Annotated in this window: 23 protein-coding genes; 10 read left to right on the top strand and 13 right to left on the bottom strand. The window is 73.9% G+C overall.

Annotation, left to right across the window (positions count from 1 at the left end; translation table 11 throughout):
• The first annotated feature begins 27 nt into the window (after positions 1 to 27).
• Positions 28 to 414 (top strand): DUF2784 domain-containing protein, encoded by a 387-nt coding sequence (locus tag OUQ99_RS15350; protein ID WP_267950139.1) that lies wholly within the window; start codon positions 28 to 30, stop codon positions 412 to 414.
• 160 nt (positions 415 to 574) lie between these two features.
• Here the strand turns inward: OUQ99_RS15350 and OUQ99_RS15345 are convergent, their stop codons facing one another.
• Positions 575 to 1360 (bottom strand): hypothetical protein, encoded by a 786-nt coding sequence (locus OUQ99_RS15345; RefSeq protein ID WP_267950138.1) that lies wholly within the window; start codon positions 1358 to 1360, stop codon positions 575 to 577.
• Positions 1361 to 1589: 229 nt separating this feature from the next.
• Between OUQ99_RS15345 and OUQ99_RS15340 the strand changes: the two genes are divergently transcribed.
• Positions 1590 to 2078 carry a GNAT family N-acetyltransferase gene (locus tag OUQ99_RS15340; RefSeq protein ID WP_267950137.1) on the top strand — a complete coding sequence of 163 codons (489 nt, stop codon included), beginning with the start codon at positions 1590 to 1592 and terminating at the stop codon, positions 2076 to 2078.
• 96 nt (positions 2079 to 2174) lie between these two features.
• Here OUQ99_RS15340 and OUQ99_RS15335 read toward each other — a convergent pair whose 3' ends face one another.
• On the bottom strand, positions 2175 to 2741 hold the full coding sequence (locus OUQ99_RS15335) for a TetR/AcrR family transcriptional regulator (protein ID WP_267950136.1): 567 nt from the start codon (positions 2739 to 2741) through the stop codon (positions 2175 to 2177).
• A gap of 103 nt (positions 2742 to 2844) precedes the next feature.
• On the opposite strand from OUQ99_RS15335, the gene OUQ99_RS15330 reads away from it, so the two are divergent.
• Entirely contained in the window at positions 2845 to 3768 is a 924-nt protein-coding gene (locus OUQ99_RS15330) for an NmrA family NAD(P)-binding protein (protein WP_267950135.1), read from the top strand.
• Between the two features lie 85 nt (positions 3769 to 3853).
• On the opposite strand, the gene OUQ99_RS15325 is transcribed toward OUQ99_RS15330, so the two are convergent.
• The 5 genes from OUQ99_RS15325 to OUQ99_RS15305 all read right to left on the bottom strand — a co-directional run bounded on the left by OUQ99_RS15325 (position 3854) and on the right by OUQ99_RS15305 (position 9634).
• Positions 3854 to 4915 (bottom strand): LacI family DNA-binding transcriptional regulator, encoded by a 1062-nt coding sequence (locus OUQ99_RS15325; protein WP_267950134.1) that lies wholly within the window; start codon positions 4913 to 4915, stop codon positions 3854 to 3856.
• A gap of 85 nt (positions 4916 to 5000) precedes the next feature.
• Complete coding sequence (locus OUQ99_RS15320; RefSeq protein WP_267950133.1) at positions 5001 to 5891, bottom strand: NAD-dependent epimerase/dehydratase family protein; 891 nt, start codon at positions 5889 to 5891, stop codon at positions 5001 to 5003.
• A gap of 367 nt (positions 5892 to 6258) precedes the next feature.
• The gene (locus OUQ99_RS15315) at positions 6259 to 7104 is read right to left on the bottom strand and encodes a PmoA family protein (RefSeq protein WP_267950132.1); all 846 of its coding nucleotides are present in this window, start codon (positions 7102 to 7104) and stop codon (positions 6259 to 6261) included.
• Positions 7101 to 8318 carry a Gfo/Idh/MocA family protein gene (locus OUQ99_RS15310; RefSeq protein WP_267950131.1) on the bottom strand — a complete coding sequence of 406 codons (1218 nt, stop codon included), beginning with the start codon at positions 8316 to 8318 and terminating at the stop codon, positions 7101 to 7103. The genes OUQ99_RS15315 and OUQ99_RS15310 overlap by 4 nt, the downstream gene beginning before the upstream one ends.
• A complete protein-coding gene (locus tag OUQ99_RS15305; RefSeq protein WP_267950130.1) occupies positions 8315 to 9634 on the bottom strand; it encodes a Gfo/Idh/MocA family oxidoreductase in 1320 nt (439 codons plus the stop codon). Before OUQ99_RS15305 ends, OUQ99_RS15310 begins: the two co-directional genes overlap by 4 nt.
• A gap of 424 nt (positions 9635 to 10058) precedes the next feature.
• Between OUQ99_RS15305 and OUQ99_RS15300 the strand changes: the two genes are divergently transcribed.
• The 3 genes from OUQ99_RS15300 to OUQ99_RS15290 are packed head-to-tail and all read left to right on the top strand — an operon-like array spanning position 10059 to position 13236.
• Positions 10059 to 11024 (top strand): carbohydrate ABC transporter permease, encoded by a 966-nt coding sequence (locus OUQ99_RS15300; protein ID WP_267950129.1) that lies wholly within the window; start codon positions 10059 to 10061, stop codon positions 11022 to 11024.
• Positions 11014 to 11889: a carbohydrate ABC transporter permease gene (locus tag OUQ99_RS15295; protein WP_267950128.1), complete on the top strand. Its 876-nt coding sequence runs from the start codon at positions 11014 to 11016 to the stop codon at positions 11887 to 11889. The genes OUQ99_RS15300 and OUQ99_RS15295 overlap by 11 nt, the downstream gene beginning before the upstream one ends.
• A gap of 18 nt (positions 11890 to 11907) precedes the next feature.
• Complete coding sequence (locus OUQ99_RS15290) at positions 11908 to 13236, top strand: ABC transporter substrate-binding protein (protein WP_267950127.1); 1329 nt, start codon at positions 11908 to 11910, stop codon at positions 13234 to 13236.
• A 108-nt stretch (positions 13237 to 13344) separates the two neighbouring features.
• Here the strand turns inward: OUQ99_RS15290 and OUQ99_RS15285 are convergent, their stop codons facing one another.
• On the bottom strand, positions 13345 to 14301 hold the full coding sequence (locus OUQ99_RS15285; protein WP_267950126.1) for an EamA family transporter: 957 nt from the start codon (positions 14299 to 14301) through the stop codon (positions 13345 to 13347).
• A 300-nt stretch (positions 14302 to 14601) separates the two neighbouring features.
• Complete coding sequence (locus tag OUQ99_RS15280) at positions 14602 to 15126, bottom strand: GNAT family N-acetyltransferase (RefSeq protein ID WP_267950125.1); 525 nt, start codon at positions 15124 to 15126, stop codon at positions 14602 to 14604.
• 40 nt (positions 15127 to 15166) lie between these two features.
• Here OUQ99_RS15280 and OUQ99_RS15275 point away from each other — a divergent pair, with 40 nt between their 5' ends.
• Both OUQ99_RS15275 and OUQ99_RS15270 read left to right on the top strand, forming a co-directional pair.
• Entirely contained in the window at positions 15167 to 15730 is a 564-nt protein-coding gene (locus OUQ99_RS15275; RefSeq protein WP_267950124.1) for a helix-turn-helix domain-containing protein, read from the top strand.
• 200 nt (positions 15731 to 15930) lie between these two features.
• Positions 15931 to 16836 (top strand): NADP-dependent oxidoreductase, encoded by a 906-nt coding sequence (locus OUQ99_RS15270; RefSeq protein WP_267950123.1) that lies wholly within the window; start codon positions 15931 to 15933, stop codon positions 16834 to 16836.
• Between the two features lie 9 nt (positions 16837 to 16845).
• On the opposite strand, the gene OUQ99_RS15265 is transcribed toward OUQ99_RS15270, so the two are convergent.
• From OUQ99_RS15265 to OUQ99_RS15255, 3 genes are all read right to left on the bottom strand, one after another.
• Positions 16846 to 17718: a helix-turn-helix domain-containing protein gene (locus OUQ99_RS15265; RefSeq protein ID WP_267950122.1), complete on the bottom strand. Its 873-nt coding sequence runs from the start codon at positions 17716 to 17718 to the stop codon at positions 16846 to 16848.
• Positions 17719 to 17727: 9 nt separating this feature from the next.
• Positions 17728 to 18561 (bottom strand): alpha/beta fold hydrolase, encoded by an 834-nt coding sequence (locus OUQ99_RS15260; protein ID WP_267950121.1) that lies wholly within the window; start codon positions 18559 to 18561, stop codon positions 17728 to 17730.
• Positions 18562 to 18670: 109 nt separating this feature from the next.
• The gene (locus OUQ99_RS15255) at positions 18671 to 19504 is read right to left on the bottom strand and encodes a phosphotransferase (RefSeq protein ID WP_267950120.1); all 834 of its coding nucleotides are present in this window, start codon (positions 19502 to 19504) and stop codon (positions 18671 to 18673) included.
• An 83-nt stretch (positions 19505 to 19587) separates the two neighbouring features.
• Here OUQ99_RS15255 and OUQ99_RS15250 point away from each other — a divergent pair, with 83 nt between their 5' ends.
• Positions 19588 to 19965 (top strand): hypothetical protein, encoded by a 378-nt coding sequence (locus OUQ99_RS15250; RefSeq protein ID WP_267950119.1) that lies wholly within the window; start codon positions 19588 to 19590, stop codon positions 19963 to 19965.
• A gap of 314 nt (positions 19966 to 20279) precedes the next feature.
• Positions 20280 to 21848, top strand: a complete 1569-nt coding sequence (locus OUQ99_RS15245; protein WP_267950118.1) for a hypothetical protein — start codon at positions 20280 to 20282, stop codon at positions 21846 to 21848.
• A gap of 138 nt (positions 21849 to 21986) precedes the next feature.
• On the opposite strand, the gene OUQ99_RS15240 is transcribed toward OUQ99_RS15245, so the two are convergent.
• Positions 21987 to 23039 (bottom strand): Gfo/Idh/MocA family protein, encoded by a 1053-nt coding sequence (locus OUQ99_RS15240; RefSeq protein ID WP_267950117.1) that lies wholly within the window; start codon positions 23037 to 23039, stop codon positions 21987 to 21989.
• Between the last annotated feature and the right edge of the window lie 81 nt (positions 23040 to 23120).

The raw sequence follows: 23120 nt of genomic DNA, 5'->3' as shown, positions 1-23120 counted from the left end.
GGCGCCGCCCCGGCCTAGGTTCGGGGCATGCCCTACCTCCTCCTCGGCCACACCGCGATGGTCCTCCACTTCGCGTTCCTCGGCTTCGTCGTCCTCGGCGGGTTCCTGGCCTGGCGATGGCCCCGGCTGTTCCGGGTGCACCTGGTGGTCGCCGCCTACGCCCTGGGCATCGTGATCGTCGACTGGCCGTGCTTCCTGACGGAGATCGAGAACTGGGCCCGGCTCAACACGGGTCGCCCGGTGATGGAGTTCGGCTTCATCGACTTCTACCTGACGGAGCGCTTGTACCCCCGCGAGCACCTCATGACCTCGCGCTGTGTGATGGCCGCCGTCGTGGCCGCGGCCTGGGCGGGTGTGTGGGTGCGCCGCCGGCGCGCCCGGTCCGGTGGCGGTGCCTCCGCACCGGCGGCCTGAGGGCGGTGACGGGCAGAACTCGGCCGGGGACCGTACGACGGCCCCGGGATCGTTCTCCATCGGGGACGTGCGCAGTGCGGGCGCCGGGTCGAGGGGGTGGCGGGGGTCCGCCGCGGCGGCCGGTGCCCTCCAGGACCGGGCGCCCCGGACGCGGGGCTGGTCAGGGAGTGGTGGTCTCCGTCGCTGCCTGGTCGTAGGCGCGGATGCCCGCGCTGATCGCGTGCATGGTCCACAGGTAGTACTCGTCCCAGTCGTACAGGTCGACCTCACCGGGGTCGGGGAAGGCGATTCCCAGCTCGTCGTAGGCGTTGGCCAGTGCCCAGCGCGCCGACGCCTCGTGCTCGAGGTCGTAGCCGTTGTTCTCGTTCAGGACCTTGCGCGCCCGCTCCAGGACACCAAGGGACTCGGCCTCCTCGGTCAGCCAGTCGCGGAAGCGCTGCTCGGACCAGGAGCGGGCGGTGCCGGCGTCCAGCGTCTGTGCCCAGTAGGCGGGGTCGACGCCGCTGAAGCGGAAGCTGCTGAAGATGTCGGGGGAGCCGTTGGCGAAGACGAAGGCGCCGTGGTCGCCGCGCACCATCAGCCCACCGGGGAAGGCGTGCAGATCCCACCAGGCTGTGCCCTGTTCGAAGTGCAGGTGGCGGTATCCGGCGTTGTCCATGCGCACGTCCATGGTGAACCCCGCGCTGTCGCGGGCGAACGCCTGCTGGGCGCGGTCGAGTTCGGCGGTGGTGATCATCCGGGGTTCGTCCACGGGTGCGGTGCGATCGGTCGGGTCGATGCCGGCGGCGCGCAGGTCGGCGTGGACGGTGTCGCGGCCCACGCTGTGGCGGATGGCCAGGGCGCGGATGTCGCGGTCCCCGCGCCGCCAGGCGGCGGCGATGTCGCGGGCGCGCTGCTCGGCGACGGCTCTGCGGGCGGTCAGGGGTGAGGTGGTGCGGTCGTTCATGGGCACAGCCTGTGTTGGACAAGACGACATGTCCAATCACTCGTCATGTCCGAATAAGCGGACACAGGGGGTGTTCGGGGGTGGGTCGAGTACGCCGGAAAACGGCAATGGGCTGGTCGACGGCCCTGAGCGCGAGCGCGTTGGGGGGTCTGCTCCCCGGTGGAGGCCACCGGCTTCGCCTTGCGGAAACCGGTTGCGGAGGACGGCGCCCGCCAGCATGCTGGCAGGCATGCAGATCCGTGAGGCCGCTTCCGCCGACTGGCCCGCCATGTGGGCCTTCATGCGCCCCGTCATCGCCGCGGGGACGACGTTCACGTGGGAGACCGACCTCGGTCCGGAGGAGGCGCGCGAACGCTGGTTCCCGCCCCCGCCCGGACGCACGTTCGCGGCCGTGGACACCGACGGGACGGTGCTGGGCACCGCCAACTCCGTCCGCAACCACCGCGGGCCCGGTTCGCACATCGCGAGCGCGAGTTTCATGGTCGACCCCGCCCACGGCGGGCGCGGTGTCGGCCGTGCGCTGGCCGCCCACGTGCTGGACACGGCCCGCGCCGACGGGTTCCGCGCGATGCAGTTCAACGCGGTCGTGGAGACCAACACCCGCGCGGTCGCGCTGTGGCGCTCCCTGGGCTTCACGGTCGTGGGCACCCTGCCCGAGGGGTTCGCGCACCCCGAGCACGGCTACGTCGGCCTGCACATCATGCACCGCAGGCTCTGAGCCAGGGCCGCCGGCCCGCGTTCCGGCGGCGGCACGGACCGGTCGGGCCCGCACCCGGGGCCGGGGGAGTCGGCGCCCGCCTCCGCGCCGCGCCCGTCATCCCTGCGGGAGAACTCCCGCCATGGTCAGACCGAGCATCCGGTCCGCCTCGGCGACGGGGTCGGGGTGGTGTTCCGTGGCCAGGGTGATGCCGGTGACCAGGGTGACCAGATCCTCGGCCGTCACGCCCGGGGCCACCGCTCCCGCCTCCGCGGCGCGCTCCACCAGCGGTTCCCCGGCAGCGGCGAGCTCGTTCGCGCAGGTGTTCCCGTGCTCCGCGTCGGCGGAGGCTCCCGTGTCGCGGAGCAGCGCCACGGCCAGTCCCCGGGTGGACGCGCCGTACTCGGTCACGGCGCGCAGCCACTCCAGGAGCGCGGTCCGGGCGTCGGCCGTGCTTCCCAGGTCCCGCGCGTGGGCGCACAGGGCCTCGATCCGTCCGCGGAAGACCGCGTCCAGCAGGGCACGGCGGTTGGGGAAGTGGCGGCGTACGGTGGCCGATCCGACCCCCGCGACGCGGGCGATCTGCTCCAAAGAGGCGTCCGCGCCGTGCGCGGCGATCTCCTCCTCGGCCACGGCGAGCAGGCGGGCGTGGTTGCGCCGGGCGTCCGCGCGCTGGGCGGGCATGGTGTCACCTCTGCGGTTGCTAAGTGGCGGGGCCCTCCGTATCTTAGCGGACAAGAAACGGCGGGCCCCGCCGTTTAGCGGTGCACACCCGAGGAGCGACCCCATGTCCACCGATTCCGCACCCGTCCTGGTCACCGGCGCCACCGGCCGCCAGGGCGGCGCCACGGCCCGCGCCCTGCTCGCGGCGGGCGTCCCCGTCCGCGCCCTGGTACGGGACCCCGCGACCGACCGGGCCAGGGCCGTCGAGGCGCTCGGCGCGGCCCTGGTCACCGGCGACCTCCGCGACCGCGACTCCGTGGCCGGGGCCGCCGAGGGGGCCCGGGCGGTCTTCTCGGTCCAGCTGCCCGAGATGAGAGGGGACTCCGTCGACTTCGAGGGCGAGGTGGTCCAGGCCGCCAACCTGATCGCGGGCGCACTGGCCGCGGGCGTGCCGCAGTTCGTGCACACGTCCGTCTCCGGAGCCGGGCAGCACACCGGCATCGCCGGATGGGACGAAGGCCGCTGGACGGCGCTGGAGCCCTACTACACCGCCAAGACCGGGATCCAGGACCGGGTGCGGGAGGCGGGGTTCCGGCACTGGACGATCCTCAAGCCGGGCTTCTTCATGGAGAACTTCCTCCCGTCGATGGCGTTCCTGTTCCCCCGCGGAGTCGAGGGCGGTCTGGTGAGCGTGCTGAAGCCCGGGACGCCGGTGTCCCTCGTCGCCGTCGACGACATCGGCGGGGCGGCCGCCGCGGCGGTGGCCGCCCCGGAGCGGTTCCACGGGGTCGAGCTGGAGCTGGCGAGCGACCACCTGACCATGACCGAGATCGCGCGGACCCTGTCACACGCCCTGGGGACCGATCTGGGCGCGCCCGACATGAGCACGGCGGAGGCGGTCGCCGCGGGGATGCCGGGGATGGGGGCGTCGCACGAGTTCATGAACGTGACCGGCCAGCCCGCCCGGCCGGAGTTCGCGCGGGCCCTCGGCATCCCGCTCACGACCTTCGCGGAATGGGCGGACCGCTACCTGCGCACCGCCGGCTGACGCCGCCCGCGCATCCGCCGGACACACGTGTGGGCCCGCCCCCCGGGGGGGGCGGGCCCACACCGGAGCGGTGTCGGCGGCGGGGTCAGACGGTGCCGACGGCCGGGTTCCGGGCCGACCGGCCGGGCGGCGCGGTGCTCTCCCGCTCGACCACCTCGCCCCGGACGGTGATCACGCGGGCCTCCTGGCCGGACTCCTCCTCCAGGGCGAGCACCGCGGCCCGCTCGCCCATCTCCTCCAGCGGAAGGCGCACGGTGGTCAGGGCGGGGGTGAGGTCGCGCAGGGTCGGGATGTCGTCGAAGCCCGCCACCGACAGGTCCTCGGGCACGCGCAGCCCCAGGTCGCGCAGGGCGGCCATCGCCCCGGTGGCCATCACGTCGTTGACCGCGAACAGGCAGGTGGCCCCGGTGCCCACCGCCATCAGGCGGCGGGTGGACTCGTAGCCGCCGTCGCGGGTGAACGCGCCGTGCACCACGTTGTGGTGGGCCAGCTCCAGGCCCGCGCCCGAGAGCGCCGAGTGGAACCCGTCCAGGCGCTCGCGCGCGGTCCACAGGTCGGTGGGCCCGGCCAGGATGGCGAACTCGCGGTGCCCCTGCGCGATGAGGTGGCGTGCGAGGTCGGCCGCGCCGGTGTGGTTGTCGGGCGTGACCGTGTCGGCGGGCAGCCCCTCCTGGGACACGCACGCCACCCGTCCGCCCTGGCGGCGGAACAGGCGGATCTCCTCGGCCAGGCGGCGGTTGCTCTCGTCGTCGGTCGAGCGCGATCCGACCAGTACCACCGCGCGCGCCCGGTGGGCGCGCAGTGCGGCCAGGATGCGCCCCTCCTTCTGGGCGGAGCGGCTCGTGGTGCCCAGCACCAGGACCAGTCCGCGCTCCTCGGTGTGGCGGGTGACCCCCGCCGCGATCGAGGAGAAGTAGGGGTCGGCGATGTCGTGGACGAGCAGCCCGACCAGTGAGCTGCTGTTGCGGGCGAGCGTCTGCGCCGAGGCGTTGGCCAGGTAGCCGAGTTCCTGGGCGCTCGCGGTGACCTTGTCGCGCAGCCGCTGGCTCACCTGCCTGGTGCTGCCGTTGATCACCCTGGAAGCCGTGGCCAGGGACACCCCGGCGTGTGAGGCGACCTGTTCCAGCGTCACGTAACCGGACTCCACACCGCTCCCTCTTCTGGTTCGGGCCACTGGGAAAACTCTTTCCTAGCGTAGCGGAGCCCTCGACCTGTTCACGGCCGATCGGGTCTCACGGGGTGGGGGCGGACATCTGGTCGCGCCAGGTCCGGGTGGGGTTCCAGCCGAGGGCGGTGCGGGCGGCCTCCGAGGAGAACACGGAGCGGCCGTCCGCCAGGGACGCGGCGGTCTGCGCCGTGGAGGGGTGGAAGCGGGGGAGCAGCTCGTGGACCGGGCCCTCCGCGAGCGGGTCCGGCGCGACGGCGTTGAAGACCTGGCCGCTGCGCACCCGCTCCGGCCGCTCCACCACGAGCGCGAACAGCTCGGCGGCGTCGCGCGCGTCCACGTAGTTGAACAGGGAGGTCGCGGCCAGAGCCGGGTCGGCCAGGCGCTCGGCCATGGTGTGGCCGAGCTGGGTGACCGCGCCCCGCCACTCCTCGGGGGCGACCACGTAGCCGGGGCGCACGCAGGACAGCACGCAGGTGTCGCTGGTGCGCGCCAGGGAGCGCACGGTGTCCTCGATGATGGCCTTGCTCAGCCCGTAGGCGTGCCAGGGGGCGACGGGGTGCTCCTCGTCCAGCGGCAGGGCCAGGGGCCGCCAGGAGGGCGTGTTGTAGCCGTAGACGGTGGGGCTGGAGGCGGCCACCGCCGAGCGGGCCCCGTGGGCGACGGCGGCGGAGAGCACGGCCCAGGCCAGGCCGGTGTTGACCTGGAGGGTCTCCACGTCGGGGCGGGCGAAGGGCACGGCGATCCCGGCCAGGTGGACGACGGCCTCGGGGCGCGCCCGGGTGAAGGCGTCCTCCCGTCCGGCGTCGTCCAGCAGGTCGGCGACGATCCCGGTGACCCCGGCCGGGTGGTCCGCCTCGGCGGTGTCAACCGACGTGACGTCGTGGCCGCGCTCGGCCAGGGTGGCCACGACGCTGCGGCCGAGCCTCCCCGAGCCTCCGGTGACGAGGACGCGCATGGGTGATGCCTTTCTCTCGTACGGCGCGTGGGCGCCGTGGTCGTCCACAGGCCGGTGAAGGGCCTGGTCCGGCCCGCTCCGCGGGCCTGCATTCGTTATAGGGGGCCGCCCGGACGGACGGCCCCGTGCTGCCCGCCCGCGGGGGCGTCGCAGGGCCCGGGGCGGCTTCCGGCACGGGCCTGCGCCGTTCCGGCGGCCAGGGGTTGCCGGGCCGCGAGGACCCACGGTCCCACGCCCCGGCCCCCGTGATCCCGGAACCCGGAGGCGTGCCCACCCGGCCGGGGCCCGAGGGCCGCCCCCGATCCCTCGGAACCCACGGCCGCCGCTCCGGCCCCGTCCGGCTCTCCCGCCCCGGGGCTTCCCGCGCTCAGTCCAGCGCGCCCACGGCCTCCGCCAGGGCCGCCGGGTCGGCGGGACGGCCGTCGCACACCGCCACGCGCAGTCCCCGCTCCAGCCGGCCGCCCCCGGGCAGGGGCAGTCGCTCCTCCCAGGCCAGAGCGGGGCCCACCCCCGGGTAGTCCGAGGCGCGCAGGAACCACGGGTCGCGGTGCCCGCCGGGCTGGACGAACAGGAGCGTCCACGGCGCACCGGAGCCGTCCTCCCCGGCCAGGGCCAGCCACGCGGCCCGGGAGCCGTGCAGGGCCTCCTCGCCCCGCAGGCCCCCGGCGCCGGTGACCTCCGGGGGCCGCGCGCCCAGCGGGGCGCGCCAGAACAGCCCGCCGTACCCCGCCCCGGGCCGGCCGTTCGTGGCGGGGCTGCCGATGCTCAGGTCCCGCCCGGAGGTGTTGGCCAGTTCCACCCGCAGGTCCAGCACCCAGGTGCGGGCGTCCAGGTCCAGGGCCCGGGTGGACCGCAGCTCGCGCAGCAGTTCCGCCCCGTCGGGCCCGGTCCAGGACAGCTCCTCGACCCGTTCGGCGTCCTTCTGCACCGCCCATGCCAGGTGCTCCTGGCGGCCGTGGTTGTCGAGCATCACCGAGCCCCGGTCGCGCACGAAGGTGCGTCCGCCCCAGAAGCTCACCCCCGAGACGTCGGGGACGGCCACGCCGACCCCCAGGTGGTGCAGGTGGTCGGCGGGCAGGTGCTCGGTGACCTCCGTGCCGCCCCGCGTGCGTACGGGGTGCAGGTAGGGGCGGGGCGAGAGCCGGGGATCGATGTCGGCACCGTCCCGCTGGACGGCCAGGACGGCACCGTTGAGGGACAGGGACGCGGTCATGGGCGGTCCTTCGTGGTCGGTGTCGCCTCCGCGGCCCCGGGGAGCCACGCGGGTGCGAGTTCGGAGAACAGGGCGAGGTTCTGCGCGCTGCGGTGGACGAGCGCGCCGATCCCGTTGACGGTGCGGTGGGTGACGTCGTCCTCGTTCCACACCCGCTGGTGTTCGAGGGGGATCGGGGCCGGGTCCGGGGCGTGCCGGACCGCTTCCAGCACGTGCATGAACCCCCGGGTGGCCTCGGGCGGCACCAGCAGCGGAACGCCGTCGCGCAGGTGGTCGACCAGGTTCTCCAGCAGGCCCGTGCGCGGGTGGACGGTGGTGGCCGGCGCACGGCCGGGCCGGTGCAGGGTGACCCGGTCGAGGGTGTAGTCCAGCTCGATCCGGCCGCGCTCGCCGTGCACGACCAGGCGCGGCGGTTGGCTGTCGGGGGCGCACAGCGTCACCGCGAGGGTGATGACGGTTCCGTCGGCGGTGCGCAGCCGCAGGCAGGAGGTGTCGTCGCTCTCGATGGGGTGGGCGTGGAACAGCTCCAGCTCCACGTCCCGGGGCGCCTCGGTGGCGGCCCCGGCCACGGCCAGGGCGGTGGCGACCGCGTGCGCGAACGGGTTGGTGAGCGCCCCGTCCACGACGTCGCGGCCGTCCAGGTGGCGGCGCCCGGCCCAGGGGGCCCGGTCGTAGTAGGCGGAGGTGCGCTTCCAGGCGCCTTCGCCGCCGATGCCGCGCACGCGGCCCACCGTTCCCTCGGCGATCAGGTCGCGCACGGCCGTGACCGCCTGGGAGCCCAGGCTCTGGAAGCCGACCTGGCAGGCGAGCCCGGAGGCGTCGACGGCCGCGCGCAGCTGCTCGAACTCGGCCAGGCCCGCCGTGGTGGGCTTCTCCAGCAGCAGGTGGGAGCCGTGGTCCAGGGCGATCCTGGCCAGCGGCAGGTGGGTGTGGATCGGGGTGACCAGGACGGTGATCCGGGCGCCGGTCTCGTCGACGGCCCTGCCGAGGTCGTCGAACCAGGGGACCGGGCCGTGGCCCTCCAGGTCGTCCCCGGGTTCGGGCGGTCGGCTGTCGCAGACGCCCGCCAGCCGGACGAGTCCGCTCTCGCACAGGGGGATCAGGGAGCGCAGGTGCGAGCGGCCGTGGCCGTGCAGGCCGACCAGGAGCACCGGGGCGGGGCCGCCGGCGCGGCCCGCCCGTTCCTCGGCCCCGGCTCCCCGGGGCGCGGTCACCGGTCCGTCCCGAGCAGGTCGGCGATCCTGACCGGGGTTCCGGAGTCGATGGAGGCGTTCGCCGCGAGCCCGGTGAGCAGGGCGTTGCCGCCGTCGGCGTGGTCGGGGCGGATGCCGTCGTCGGATCCGCCGAACAGGGAGTCGAGCATGACCTGGTCGCCTCCGCCGTGGGGGCCCTCGCCGACCGCGATCGGGATCTCCTCGGGCTCCTGCCAGTGGCGGCGCAGGAGGAGGCGGGCCGAGGTGTGGTCCTTGGGGGCGGGCATGCCGCGCACGGGGGTGGACTCGTCCTGGTGGGGGGAGGTGTGGTCGAACTCGGTCATGTCCAGTTCCAGGCGCCCCCGGCTGCCGGTGATGGAGATCCGGTAGCCCTCCCAGGGGGCGTAGGCGACCAGGTGGTAGCTCAGGCGGGCTCCGGTGTCGTAGCCGACGAGCACCGACATGTCGTCCTCGATGGTGATGCCGGGGCCGAACACGTTGAGGTCGCGCCGGTAGCCGTCCTCGTGCTCGGCGTCCAGGTACAGGGCGGTGAGGTCGGGGCTGTCGCCCATGTGCAGGGCGAAGGGGTCGGCCTCGGCGGCGGGGGAGCCGTGTCCGCGTTCGTAGTCGCCCGCGAGGCCGTGGCGGCGGCCGTTCTCGTCGCCGTAGAAGAACAGGCGGCCCCAGGCGAACACCTCGGTGGGTCGGGCGCCGATCCACCAGTTGACGAGGTCGAAGTGGTGGCTGGCCTTGTGGACGAGCAGTCCGCCGGACTGGGTCTTGTCGCGGTGCCAGCGGCGGAAGTAGTCGGCGCCGTGGCGCAGGTCCAGCAGCCACTCGAAGTGCACCGAGCCCACCTCGCCGATGACCCCGGAGGCGATGAGGTCGCGCAGCTGGCGGTGGACGGGGTTGTAGCGGTAGTTGAAGCCGACGGTCACCCGGCCCCCGGTGCGGGCCTGGGCCTCGTTGATGCGCCGCAGACCTTCCAGGTCCGCGGTCATGGGCTTCTCGGTGATGGCGTCGAGGCCGGCGTCCAGCGCGGCGACGACGTAGTCGGCGTGGGTGCGGTCGACGGTGCACACGATGACCTCGTCGACCCGCTCCTCCTTCAGCATGCGGGTGAAGTCGGAGGGGGAGTAGGTCGGCACGGGGTCGAGACCGGCCTCGGTCACGATGCTGTTGTGCACGGCCATCCGGGTGGCGTTGGTGTCGCAGAGGGCGACCAGTCGTCCCTGGTCCCGGTGGGTGCCGGTCAGCGCCCGTGTGTACATCCGGGCCCGGGAACCGGTGCCGACGATCGCGTACCTGCGTGGAGTGGTGTCGTTCACATGCTGCATGGTAAACGCTTTCCAGAAAAAACGACAGGGGTGTCCTGCGACGAACTGGTCAAATCCGCGTCCCAAACCGATCACACTCACACGTGTTCGCGTGGCTACCTGGAGTGGCGTTTGGCGCGCGAAGATCCCGGGAAGCGCGTTCACCGGCTCGTTCCCGCGCCGTGAGGGGGGCGCGAACGGTAACGATCTGGGGTGTGGATCACACTTGTGGGGAAACGAATCGTTGACACCCATGTAACCCGGTGCTAGAAACTGAACATCCTAATACTTGGATAGCGCTTACCAGGGCTACTCAGCCCGGTTCTCCCCGTGTTCTCGCACACACAGCGCCCGTGCCCTCCGAGTGAGATTGGCTCCCCATGAACCCAGGACCGAACGCCACCGGTCGCCGCCTTCCGTCGGCCCTCCGGGACGGCGGCGCGCCGTGAGCGCCCTGCTCCAGCGGGGGAGGGCGGCGGCTCAGGACCAGGCCGCGCCCGCGTCGCGCCCCCGCAGCGGAAAGAGCGCGGCCCCCCGCGCCAAGCGCGAGAACCTCGCCGCCTACGGCTTCCTGGCCCCGTGGTTCATCGGCCTGGTGTTCATCACCGCGGGTCCCCTCCTGGCCTCCCTGTACTTCTCCTTCACCGACTACAACCTCATCGGTGACCACGAGTGGGTCGGCGCCGAGAACTACGAGCGGATGTTCACCGACGCCCGGCTGCACAGCGCGCTGAGGGTCACGTTCGTCTACGTGTTCGTGTCGGTGCCGCTCCAGCTCGCGCTCGCCCTCGCCCTGGCGATGGTCCTGGACCGCGGTGTGCGGGGGCTGCCCCTGTACCGGTCGGTCTACTACCTGCCCTCCCTGCTGGGCGGCAGCGTCGCCATCGCCATCCTGTGGCGCCAGGTGTTCGGCGCCGAGGGCCTGATCAACCAGGTCCTGGGGTTCTTCGGGATCCAGGGCGAGGGGTGGGTCTCCCATCCCGACTACGCGCTGGGCACGCTGATCGTGCTCAACGTGTGGACGTTCGGCGCGCCCATGGTGATCTTCCTGGCCGGCCTGCGGCAGATCCCCGCCATGTACTACGAGGCGGCCTCCGTGGACGGGGCGGGACCGGTGAGCCGGTTCTGGAACATCACCGTTCCCATGCTCACGCCGATCATCTTCTTCAACCTGGTGCTCCAGATCATCAACGCCTTCCAGACCTTCACCCAGGCGTTCATCGTCAGCGGCGGCACCGGGGGCCCCTCGGACTCCACCCTCTTCTTCACGCTCTACCTCTACCAGCGCGGCTTCGGCGCCTTCGACATGGGCTACGCCTCGGCGATGGCCTGGCTGCTGCTGATGATCATCGGAGGGTTCACCGCGGTGAACTTCCTGGCCTCCAAGTACTGGGTCTTCTATGGCGACTGAGACAACGGCCCCCGCGACCTCCACCAGGCGCCTCGGGGCCCGACGCACACGACGGCTGCTCGTCCACATCGGGCTCATCGGGTTCGGGCTGATCATGCTCTACCCGCTGCTGTGGATGCTCTCCAGCTCCTTCAAGCCGACCGCGGAGATCTTCCGCGCCCCCGGGCTCATCCCGGAGACCTTCACCCCGGGCAACTACACCGAGGGGTGGACGGCGCTCCAGTTCCCGTTCCACCACTACCTGCTCAACTCTGCGGTCGTGGTGGCCGGATCCATCATCGGCAACCTCGTCGGCTGCTCGATGGCGGCCTACGCCTTCGCCCGCCTGGAGTTCCGCGGCAAGCGGCTCTTCTTCGCGGTCATGCTCGCCACGATCATGCTGCCGATCCACGTCGTGATCGTGCCGCAGTACATCCTGTTCGCCGAGCTGGGCTGGATCAACACGTTCCTTCCGCTGATCGTGCCCAAGCTCCTGGCGACGGACGGCTTCTTCATCTTCCTGATGGTGCAGTTCATCCGCGGACTGCCCAAGGACCTGGACGAGGCGGCGCGCATCGACGGCTGCGGTCACGTGAGGATCTTCTTCCAGATCATCATGCCGCTGTCGCTGCCGGCGCTGGCCACCACCGCGATCTTCACGTTCATCTGGACCTGGAACGACTTCTTCAGCCAGCTGATCTTCCTCACCAGCCCGGACATGTACACCGTCCCGGTCGCCCTTCGCACCTTCGTCGACTCCAGCTCCCAGACGTCCTGGGGGCCGCTGTTCGCGATGTCCGTCGTGGCACTCGGCCCGGTCTTCGGATTCTTCCTGGCCGGCCAGCGATACCTGGTCAAGGGCATCGCCACCACCGGAATCAAGTAGTCGAAAGGAAATCGACCCATGTACACACCCCCTGGCGTCGGGCGCCCCCGGGCCCGCCGTCGCAGTACCCTCCTCCCCCTGGCGGCCGCGGCGACCGCGCTCGTGATGGCCGTCACGGCCTGCGGAGGAGACTCCGGCTCCGGGGACGGCGTCGTCGAACTCCGCTTCTCCTGGTGGGGCGCCGACGACCGCCACTCCACGATGCAGCAGGTCATCGACGTCTTCGAGGCCGAGAACCCCGACATCCGGATCGTCGGGGACTACACCGACTGGAGCTCCTACTGGGACCGGCTGGCCACGAGCACCGCGGCCAACGACGCTCCCGACATCCTCATGCAGGAGGAGCGGTACCTGCGCGAGTACGGTGACCGGGGTGCGCTGGCCGACCTCACCGAGTTCAGCGATGTGCTGGACCTGTCGAAGATCGACCCGCTGGTGGCCGAGAGCGGCGACCTGGACGGCCAGACCTTCGGCGCCGCCAGCGGCGTGAACGCATACGCGATCCTCGCCGACCCGCAGGCGTTCGAGGACGCGGGCGTGGAGATGCCCGACGACGAGACGTGGACGTGGGACGACTACGTCGAGATCTCGGCGCAGATCAGCGAGGCGACCGACGGCGAGACCGTGGGCACGCAGAGCATGTCCTACAACGAGTCCGGGTTCCAGATCTTCGCCCGTCAGCGGGGCGAGAACCTGTACGCCGAGGACGGCTCGCTCGGTTTCTCCCAGGAGACCATGGCGGAGTGGTTCAGCATCACCGAGCAGCTGCTGGAGAACGGCGGCCAGCCGGGGGCGGCCGAGAGCGTGGAGATCGAGGGCGGCGGTCCCGACCAGTCGGTCCTGTCCACGAACCAGGGCGCGATGGCGCACTTCTGGACCAACCAGCTCGGCGGCATCAGCGAGTCCTCCGGCCGGGAGATCGAGCTGCTGCGCTACCCGGGCGAGTCCGAGGGGGAGCGCACGGGGATGTACTTCAAGCCCGCGATGTTCTACTCCGTCGCGGCGTCCTCCGAGCACCCGGAGGAGGCGGCCCGGTTCGTGGACTTCATGCTCAACGAGAACGCGGCGGCCGAGCTGATCCTGGCCGACCTGGGCCTGCCCGCGAACGTGGACGTGCGCGCGCACATCCTCAACTCGCTGCCGGAGGCGGACGCGCGCAGTGCCGTGTTCCTGTCCGACATCGAGGGCACGATCGTGGACGGCAACCCGCCGCCCCCGATCGGCGCCGGCCAGGTCGTGGAGATCACCAAGCGGGTCACCGACGACCTGGCGTTCGGGAACCTGACGCCCGAGGAGGCCGCGGAGCAGTTCATGTCCGAGGTGGAGGCGGCGACCGGGGGCGCCTGACCCGGATCGGTGCGAGTGGTGGCCGGGCCCGGCGGGAGATCTCTCTCCCGCCGGGCCCGGCGCCGTGTGCGGTCCTGCACGGCCCCGCAGACCGGTGCGGGCGGGGTCTCAGGGGGAGGCGGTGGCGTCGGCGCGCCGGACGTCCGACGGGGGCGCCGGTGCGCCGGGGACGGCGGTCTGGGCGATGAACGCGCCGGTGACGATGACCGCGGCGCCCAGGATCTGGACCGGGGTCAGCGCCTCGCCGAGGAGCACCCACGCCAGCACGATCGCGGTCACGACCTCCAGGTAGGCGACGGCCCCGGCGACCTGCGGGGACAGGCGCCGGATCGCGGAGACGCCGGCGAAGTAGGCGACGGCGGTGCACACCAGCCCCAGCCACAGGGCCGGGGCCCAGCCGGGCACGTGGAGACCGCCCAGGGGGACCGGGTCGGCGAGCAGGCCCCACGGGATCGTCCACGGGCGGGCGAGGGCCCCCAGGAGGACCGTGGCGACCAGGGAGCCGAAGGCGATGACGGCGAGCGGGTCGGTGTCCTCCCCCATGCTGTCGCCCAGGAGGAAGAACGTCGCCTGCGCGGCGGCGGCGCCCAGGGCCAGGGCCACGCCGATCGCGTCCAGGCGCATGCCGGCCCAGACCTCCAGCAGCAGTCCGAGCCCGGCCACGGCCAGGACGACCCCGACGACGGCGGCGGGGGAGACCCGGGTGCGGCGCACCACCCTCAGCCACAGCAGGACCAGGACCGGGCCGAGGAACTCGGTGAGCAGGGCGATGCCGACGGGGATGCGGGCGACCGCGGCGAAGTACAGGGCCTGGACCCCCGCCATGGGGAAGACGCCGTAGGCCAGCACGAGCAGGGGCCGGCGGCGGGCGACCCGCCAGTGGGCGGCGGCGACGGGAAGGAGGAGGAGCGCCGCTCCGGCGACCCGCAGCCACGTGACGTGCAGGGAGTCCATCCCCGCGTCGAGGAGGGGGCGGGCGAACACGCCCGAGCCGCCGAAGGCGAGCGCTGAGCCGAGCGCGAACGCCAGCCCGGAGGGGCGGTGGCGTGCGGAGGGGGCGGACACGTGGCTGCTCCAGGGGATTCATGGGGAGATGGGACCTGGGCAGAGCATACGGTCGGCGCGTCGGCCCCGGCGGGAGGGGGCGGCGGCGCGAGGGTTTGCCGGTCCCGGCGGGAGCATGCGGGTCCCCGCCGGGCGGGCGCTGCGCGAGGGGCGTCGTCCCCCGCTGTGGCGGGGCCGACGCGCCGGGTCTCCCGCCCCCGGTGCTCCGGACGGGTCGGCGGGCCTGCGGGAGACGGATGGCGGGCTCGGGCCGGCTCGAAGGTCGAGGGCCCTCGGGGAAGCCGCCGCGCCTCCTCGCGGTCAGTGCCGGGGGGCGAGGGCGGTCAGGTCGAGTTGGGCCCAGGCCACGTCGTGCCAGGCGTCGTGCTTCCAGCCCACGCGCGACATGACGCCGACGTCCTCGAAACCCAGGGCGCGGTGCAGTCCGAGGCTCGCGTCGTTGGGCAGGGTCATGCAGGCGACCGCGACCCGCATGCCGCGCTCGGCCAGGCGGGGCAGGAGGGCGCCGTACAGGGCCCGGCCCGCTCCGGTGCGGCGGCGGCCCTGCTCGAGGTAGACGCTGACCTCGCACGTGCGCCGGTAGGCGGCGCGGGTGCGGAACGTGCCGCCGTAGGCGTAGCCGAGGACACCGTCGGCGTCCTCCATGACGATCCAGGCGTGCTCGCGCTGGGCGGCGGCGATCCGCGCCGCCATCTCCTGCGCACCGGGAGGGTCGAGCTCGAAGGTGATCGCGGTGTCGGTGACGTAGGGCGCGTAGATCGCGGCGCAGACCTCGGCGTCCGCGGGGGTCGCGTCGCGGACGGTGAGGGTGGGCATCGAAGTCATGTTCATTATAGTAATCCGGGGCTGTCACTATAGTGAACACATGAGCGACGAACTGGGTTCTGCCCTCGCCCTGACCCTCAAGGAACTCCGAGGCTCCCGCGGTTTGAGCGCCTCGGCGCTGTCCGAACTCTCCGGCGTCTCACGCACCATGGTCAGCCGTATCGAGAACGGCGACGTCCAGCCCACGGCCTCCCTCCTCGGGCGCCTGTCCGCGGCGCTCGGCATCACCCTCTCCGAGCTGATCTCCCGTGCCGAACAGGGCGACAGGCGCCTGGCCCGCTCCCACGAGCAGCCCACCTGGACCGACCCCGACACCGGCTACGTGCGCCGGGCGGTCTCCCCGACCTCCGGCGGCCCGATCGAGCTGGTCGAGGTGGAGCTCCCGGCGGGCGCGAGGGTCGCCTTCCCCGTGGAGGCCTATGTCTTCACGCACCACCAGATCTGGGTCCTGGACGGCACGCTCGCCTTCCGCGAGGGCTCCGTCGGGCACCTCCTGGAGGCGGGGGACTGCCTCCAGCTGGGTCCGCCCGAGCCGTGCGAGTTCCACAATCCGGGCCGGTCCCCCTGCCGCTACCTGGTGGTCATCGCCCGGCGCGGCGCCTGAGGGACCGCCCGGGGGCACGGGCCGTGCGGTGACGGCCCCCGTCCCTTCGACCGGTCGGCGCCGATCGGGGTCTTCGGGCGTGGCGCGGCACGGAGGGCGCGGGCCCGGTGCGTAGGGTGCGAGACGGCCTGGTGAGCCTCCGGGCCGAGTCGTGCTCCCGCCGCCCCCGGGGCCGGACACCCAGATCCGAAGGAAGAACCATGCGTGCTGTGAGCTTCTCCGACTACGGCGACCCGTCCGTCCTGACCGTCGTGGAGTCCGAGGTCCCCGAACCCGGCCCCGGTCAGGTGAGGGTGGCCGTCCGCGCCGCGGGCGTCAACCCGTTCGACGTCAAGGCGCGTTCGGGGCTGATGGCGCAGGGCAGGCCGCTGCCCGCACCGCGCGTGCCGGGCCTGGAGGCCGCCGGGGTGGTGGACGCGGTCGGTGAGGGCGTCACGGGCACGGCCGTCGGCGACGCCGTCGCCGGATGGACCGCAGGCGGCGGCGGATACGCCGAGTACGCCGTGCTGTCCACCTTCGCGGCCAAGCCGGAGGCGCTGACCTGGCAGGAGGCGGCGGCTCTCCCGGTGGCGGGGGAGGCCGCGGTCCGCGCGCTGCGCGTCCTGGACCCCCGGCGCGGGGAGACGCTGCTGGTCAACGGCGCCTCGGGCAGTGTCGGAGGGATCGCCGTCCAGCTCATGGTCGAGGTCGGGATCACGGTGATCGGGACGGCAGGCGGCGCGAACCTGGACCGGGTGCGCGCGCTCGGAGCGCTCGCCATCCCCTACGGGGAGGGGCTCGCCCAGCGCGTGCGGGCGCTGGCACCCCGGGGCGTGGACGCCGTCCTGGACGCGGCCGGGCACGGAGCGCTCCCCGACGCGATCGCCCTGCGCGGCGGTACGGACCGGATCGTCACCCTCGCCGACCCGGCCGCCTTCGACCTGGGCGTCCTCTTCCTCTCCAAGCCGGAGGACCAGACCGCGCAGACCCTGGAAACGCTGCTGGGGGCCGCGGCCGAGGGGCGGATCACCCCGCCCGCGTCCCGCGCGATGGGGCTGGAGGAGGCCGCGCAGGCCCACCGGGAGTGGGAGCGGAAGTCCTCCGGCAAGATCGTCCTGGTTCCCTGACGCGTCCGCTCAGGGGCGTGTCCGCCCACCTGTGACAGGGCTCCGACCCGGTGACGCACCGGGCCACGCGGCGTCGTCGATCGCGAGCCACGGAGCGACGGCCACGGCCGTGGGAGTGCACCCGGTGAAGGACTTGACCTCGCGGTGCAGGTGGGACTGGTCGACGTAGCCGCTCTCGGCGGCGACACCGGCGGCGGAGTGGCCCGCGGCGAGAAGGCGGGCGGCGTGGTCGAACCGCACCAGTCGGGCGGCGCGTTTGGGCGTGATGCCGAGCTGGGCCCGGAAGCGGGCCGACAGGCGCTTGCGGCTCCAGCCGACCTCGTCCGCGAGGCCGTCGACCCGCGCCCGCCCCCGGCTGGAGCGCACCTGCCGCCAGGCGAAGGCGACCTCCGGGTCGACCGCTGGGCGGGCGTGCAGCCGCCGGCCGAGGATCTCCCCCGCGATCGTGAACCGTTCGTCCCACGACGCGGCGGCGCGCAGCCTGTCCTCTGCCCGTCCGGCGTCGCGGCCCCAGACGTCCGCGAGGGACACCACGGACCCGGTGAGCCCGGTCGCCGTGCCGAGCACCGCACCCGCTGCGGCCGGATCCAGCCGGATCTGGAGGCACTCGCCCCTCAAGCCACCGGTCCGGAGGTCGCCGGGGACGAGTCCGACCACGACACTGCCGCGCCTGGATCGTCCACGGGTGCGGTAGACGGGGCCCTCCCCCTCGCTCAGGTCGATGAACAGGCTGACGGAGGGGTGCGCGACCATGGCGACGTCCGTGAACACGGAGGCACGGTAGCGGAACCCGGCCATGCTGCTGCCCGGCAGCCGATCCGACGGGAGCGGGACGGCGATGTCCGCGAGCCCCCAGCCGGGTGGCGCCCCTGTCTGCGGCATGGGAAGATCCTAGGCCTCGTCGGGGACGGCGTGCCGGCGCTCTGCCGCGGTGAACTCGAGGAGCAGCTCGCCGGTCGCCTCGGGCGCTTCGAGCACGGGCATGTGTCCGACGCCGGACAACCGCTCGACCCTTGCGTTCGGCACCGCGTCGTACCGGTGCGCCGACAACGGCTCCCAACGGGGATCGGCGGCGCCGAAGACCACCAGCACTGGAACGCCGAGGGCAGCCAGGCGCTCGGGCACGCTCCGCTCGGCGATGTACTCCGTGTTCCGGCGCAGCACCGTCCTGAACGTGCGGTACGCGGTCCCCCGCGCCTCGGCGACCATGTCGTCCGGGACATCCACCGGACGGACAGCGGTCGCCCTGATCCCCTTGCGGATCATCGCGTCCGAGCGCCTCGACCACAGGAGCGGACCGAGAGGCGGGCCCAGCAGGGCCCGGAGGAGGAGCGGCTGCGGAAGGAGCGCGTCGACGCTCGGACCGCAGCTGATCAGGGCGATCGAGCCGACCAGGTCGGGACGCCGTTCGGCGAGCGCGGTGGCGACATAGCCGCCGCTGGAGTGTCCGGCCACGGTGACGGAACGGAGGCCGAGGCCGTCGAGGAGCTCCGCCACCCGGCCTGCCTGCACGGACACGTCATAGGACGCCGCAGGCGGTGATTGGCCGCAGCCCGGGAGGTCGATCCGGAGGACGTGGTGGTGTTCGGCGAGGGCCGGGACCATCCTGCTCCAGGAGCCGCCCGAGGCTCCCGATCCGTGGATGAGCAGCAGCGGCGCCCCCTGCCGGGGGCCGTCGTGGACCACATGCATTCCGTGCGCGGGCTCGGCGTCGTACTCGGTCATGCGCCCGATGGTGCACGGGCCGGCAGGCACCGGTCTTGTACGAATGTCGTCGTGGAGCCGACCGTCTCCCCTCGGATCGGTGGAGGACCCGGCGCGGGCCGCGCCCGCGTCAGTCGAGGAGGGCCCGGGTGAACACCGGGCGCTGCTCGGCGAGCCAGGTCTGGCGGCGGTCCCAGCGGTCCCAGCCCCCGGACCGCTCCAGGGCGCGGACGAACGCCTCCTCGCCGCCGTCCGCGCGTGCCGCCACGAACGTCCGGGCCACGGCCGCGTACTGCTCGATCACGCCGGGGAGGGCGGCGCGGTCCCCGCGGGCGAGGCCGTAGGCGTCGGCGGCCGATCGGAGCCGGCGGGGCACGTCCGCGCCCTCGCTCCAGGTCCCGGCGGCGGAGACCGGGTCGAGGGCGGGGACCAGGTAGTAGGCCAGGGCGGCCACGTCCCACACCGGTCTTCCGGGCGCGGCGAGGTCGAAGTCGATCAGGGCCTCGGCGCGTCCGTCGCGGAAGACGAGGTTCTCCGCGCAGGGGTCGTTGTGGCACAGGATCGGCCCGCCCTCGGGATCGGCCAGTCCGGCCGCCCCCGAGGCCCACGGCGCGGTGGCGTCCACGCCGACACGGGACGCGGCCTCGTGGTAGCGGCGCAGCAGCGCCGCGGCCGAGCGCAGGGCCGGCTCGGTGCGCACCCAGTCGGGGAAGGGCGGCAGGGCCACGTCGCCCTCCACGAAGGTCAGCTCCTCGCGGCCGTCCCCGCGCAGCCGGAGGGGGAGCGGGGCGCCCCGGTAGCCGGTGTCGGCCAGGGCCCGCAGGTGGGTGTGGAGGGCGGGGGACGCGGGGGTGGCGGTGCGCACGACGCGGCCGCCGTCCCGGAAGACCGTGTTCATCATCCCGCCGTCGAGCCGGTGCGCGTCTTCGCGGGCGTCGTCGTCGGGGCCGGCAGCAGCGGGCATCGCTCTCCTCGGGGTGCACGGAAAACCTGTGGCGGCGGGGATGCGTCGAACCTACAGTCGGGGTCGGTGGAGGGGGAGGGCTCGTGCCGCGTCGAAGGTCACCGCGGGAGAAGAAGGCCCTGAGCTACGCCAGGGACCGCCGCAACAACTACGGCGAGAACGACAAGAGTTCGCGCCGCAACATCCCCCTGTCCAAGCGCATCGCCAGGAGGGCCGACCGGCGGGTCGCGGCGACCGCGCTGGCCGCCGGACGCGGGGGCGCGGACGCAGACTCGGGCGCGGCGGCGCAGGAGCGGGCCGAACGCAGGAGGCCCGGGGTGTGGCGCAAGTGGCCGGACGGGCCGCTGGGCGTGCACGTCGAGTGCAGCCTGGAGCGCCGTGCCCGGGCCGAGGGCTGGAAGGGCCGCAACGCCGACCGCCTGGGGAGACTCCGCGCGCGGTTGCGCCGACCGGGCCGCTGACCCGGTCCCGGGCGGAGAGCTCCGGGACGTGCGAAGGAAGGCCGGGAGGGTTTTCCACAGCCGCACCCGAACCCGTGTTCGCTCCACTACTCTGGGTCCCGAAAGCAGTCGAGCCCGACATCGGTGTTGGTAGCACCTGCCGGGCTCTGACCCCCAACCTGGTCTCATCAGGAAGGCGGCTAGTGGTGGAGTGTATCCAACTCGGCCCCGATGTCACGGCCATATCCCGCATGTCGTCTCCTTCGGACACGGCGACGCAGGCGTCGCAGCCCCCGCCGGGGCCCGTCGGTCCGCGCCGGCGCACCCCGGGCGCCATGCGCGGTATCGGCTTCATGCCCTCGCTCTGGATCACCGACGCCCTCAGGGCGGGCCTGCTGCCCAGCACCCGCGCGCACACCGTCGCGGCGATCATCGCCGACGCCGCCGACGCGGACGGGCGCTGGTGCTACCTGTACCTCGACACGATCGCGGAGCGCTCCGGCGGGACGATGAGCGCCTCCACCGTCAAACGGGCGCTCCACGACCTCGTCGGCGCGGGCCTGGTGCGCAGGCTCGGCCCGTCGCAGGCGCGCCTGTTCTTCCGCGCCGACATCGCCGCCGGGCGCCGGTGGCCCGACCGGCTCCCGCCGGTGCTGGAGCTGCTGATCCCCGCGCAGGCGTACACCGCCCAGGCGCTGGAGGAGGTCAACCGCGTGCGCCGGGTGCTGGGGGAGGAGCCGTTGTCCCCGGCCTCCCGCCCCTGTCCTCCGGTGCGAACGACCGTTCATCCTGATCCGGCCGACAGGTCAGAACGACCTGTAGACCTTTCCCCTGCAGACCCCTCCCCGATCCGGCGCTCCGTCCGCGGGAGCGCCACCACAGGGCGGGTGGCCGCCCGGGCGTACGCGCGAGGGGTCCGTCCCCTGCCGGTGCCGGTGCAAGCGCCCGTGGTCGGCCCGGAACGGGTCCCCGGACCCGCACCGGACCCGGGGACTCCCGGCGCGCCGACGCGAGGCGGTCCTCAGGAGCGGATACCGGACCCCGCACCGGAAAGGGTGACCGCCCCGGGGCCGCGAGGGCTCGCCCGGAGCCTCCTCGCCCGGATACCGGACTCGGTGCTGCGCCGCCCCGGCCCGGACCGCGAGGCCCTGGCCGGTGCCCTCGACCGGCTCGCCGGACAGGGGATGCGCACGGCCGAGCTGGGCGCGCTGCTGGAGGGCGCGGAGACCCTGCGCAGCCCGTTCCCGGCGCTCATGCGCCGCCTGGGCGGCGTGGAGGACGCGCGCGGGTTCCTGAACGGCCGCCTCGGCGCGGGCGTGCGGCGCGGCGGCGGAGGCGCCCCGGCCCCGCCGTGGGCTCCCGCGCCGCGCACGGCCCGGCTCGCGCAGGGGGTACCCGATCCCCGGCGTCCGGACCCCGGGGACGCGTTCGCCGAGCCGCCCGGGTTCGCCGTCGGCCCCGACGGCGCGGCGCCGCGCACCTGCCCCGACCACCCGGGCGTGCGCAACGTCCCGGGCGGGAGCTGCCGTGTGTGCGGCGGGGCCTGCCGGAGCGTGCCCGGCGAGATCATCCACCCGCGCCGGGACCCCGGTGCGGGGACGGCCCGCACGGGCGGTGATCCGCCCGGGAGTCCCGCCCGGCCCGCCCGGCCCGAGGGGCCCGTGCGGGCCGCGGAGGACCCGGCCGGGGCCCCGCTGGACGGTCCTGGCACCGGCGGCGCCGGGGAGGCCGGGGAGACGGATCCCGCGGTCCTCGCGCTCATGCGCGCCTCCCTCGCCGGGGACCGCCGCGAACCGGCGCTCCCACCCGTGCGCAACGGCCGCGCGCCCACGCCCGCGGCCCGTGCCGCGGCCGACTCCGTGCGCCGCCGACTGGACCTCCTCCGCGGACGGGCCGCCGGGTGAGGGCGACGGGGAGGGCGACGGCGCGGCGGGCCCGCGGGCCGTCCGGGCGGGACCGTCCGGTGCGCCGGAAGGCACGGCGTCCCCGGGGACGGGGCTCACGTGTCGCGCGGCGCCGCCCCCGGCGCTCGCGGGCGCGGCTCAGACCTGCGGCACGGGGACCGGGCGGGACCCCTGGGCCAGCGACTCCGCACCGGCCACACCCACCAGGGAGGCCGCCACGGCGTCGCGCACCGGCACCAGGGGCGGTGCGCCGTGCAGGACCGTGTCGCGAAAGCCCCGCAGCAGCAGGACCGTTCCCTCGGTCCCGCGCTCCAGGGGCTCGCCGTCCAGGGTCACCGGAGGCGGGACGCGCTCCTCCTCGCGCGTCACGCCGTCCTCCTGAGTCCAGCCCTCCTGGCGGACCCGCACCGACCAGGCCCGGTCGCCCCCGGCGCGCACCGACTCGGCCAGGCCCCGGGTTCCGCGCACCGACACCCAGCTCCAGTGGCTGTCGGACTCGCCCTGGAGGAACCCGTTGCGGGTGATGGCCAGCGCCCCCGTGGACAGGCGCACCACCATGGTGGAGGCCTCGCGCGGAGAGGACTCGTCCACGCCGAAGGCGGTGACCTCGACGGGACGCGCCCCGGTGATCGCCAGGATCGGGGACAGCGAGTGGGTGCAGTACGCGGTCGGGGGGATCCGGCCGCGCCAGTGCGCGGGGTCGCCGATCAGCGCCGTCCGTGCCTCGGGCGACATCCCGTGCAGGTAGTCGGCCTCCACCAGGCTGATCCGGCCGACCTCTCCCGCCTCCACCGCCTCGCGCAGGAGCCGCACGTGCGGGTGGAGCACGTAGTTCTCGGCGAAGGAGTAGGTGGCTCGGGAGCGGTCGGCGGCCTCGACCAGGGCCCGGCCCTCCTCGGCACTCGCGCAGGCGGCGGACTCGGAGAGCACGTGGACGCCGTGTTCGAGGAAGGCGGTCGCCAGCGGGGCGTGGGCGTCGAAGTCGTTGGCGAGCACCACCCCGTCCAGGCGGTGGCCGGGGTCCAGCAGGTCCTGCCAGCGGTCGACGGCGACCGCGCCGGGCAGCAGCTCGCGCGCCCGCCGCCGCGGTTCGGCCTCGCGGTCGCAGACCGCGACCACGTCGATGCCCGCTCTGGCGGCCCACACCGCCAGGTGCAGCCCCATCCCCAGTCCCACCACTCCCATGCGCATGGGGGGCATCCTCCCGGAAGTCACCGGGGCGGACAACGGGTTTTCCCGGAGGCGCTCCCGGGCGTGCCTCCGCCCGCGCCT

The organism is Streptomonospora nanhaiensis (assembly GCF_026642255.1).
Taxonomy (GTDB): domain Bacteria; phylum Actinomycetota; class Actinomycetes; order Streptosporangiales; family Streptosporangiaceae; genus Nocardiopsis; species Nocardiopsis tropica.
This window is presented reverse-complemented; position numbering and strand designations above follow the sequence as displayed.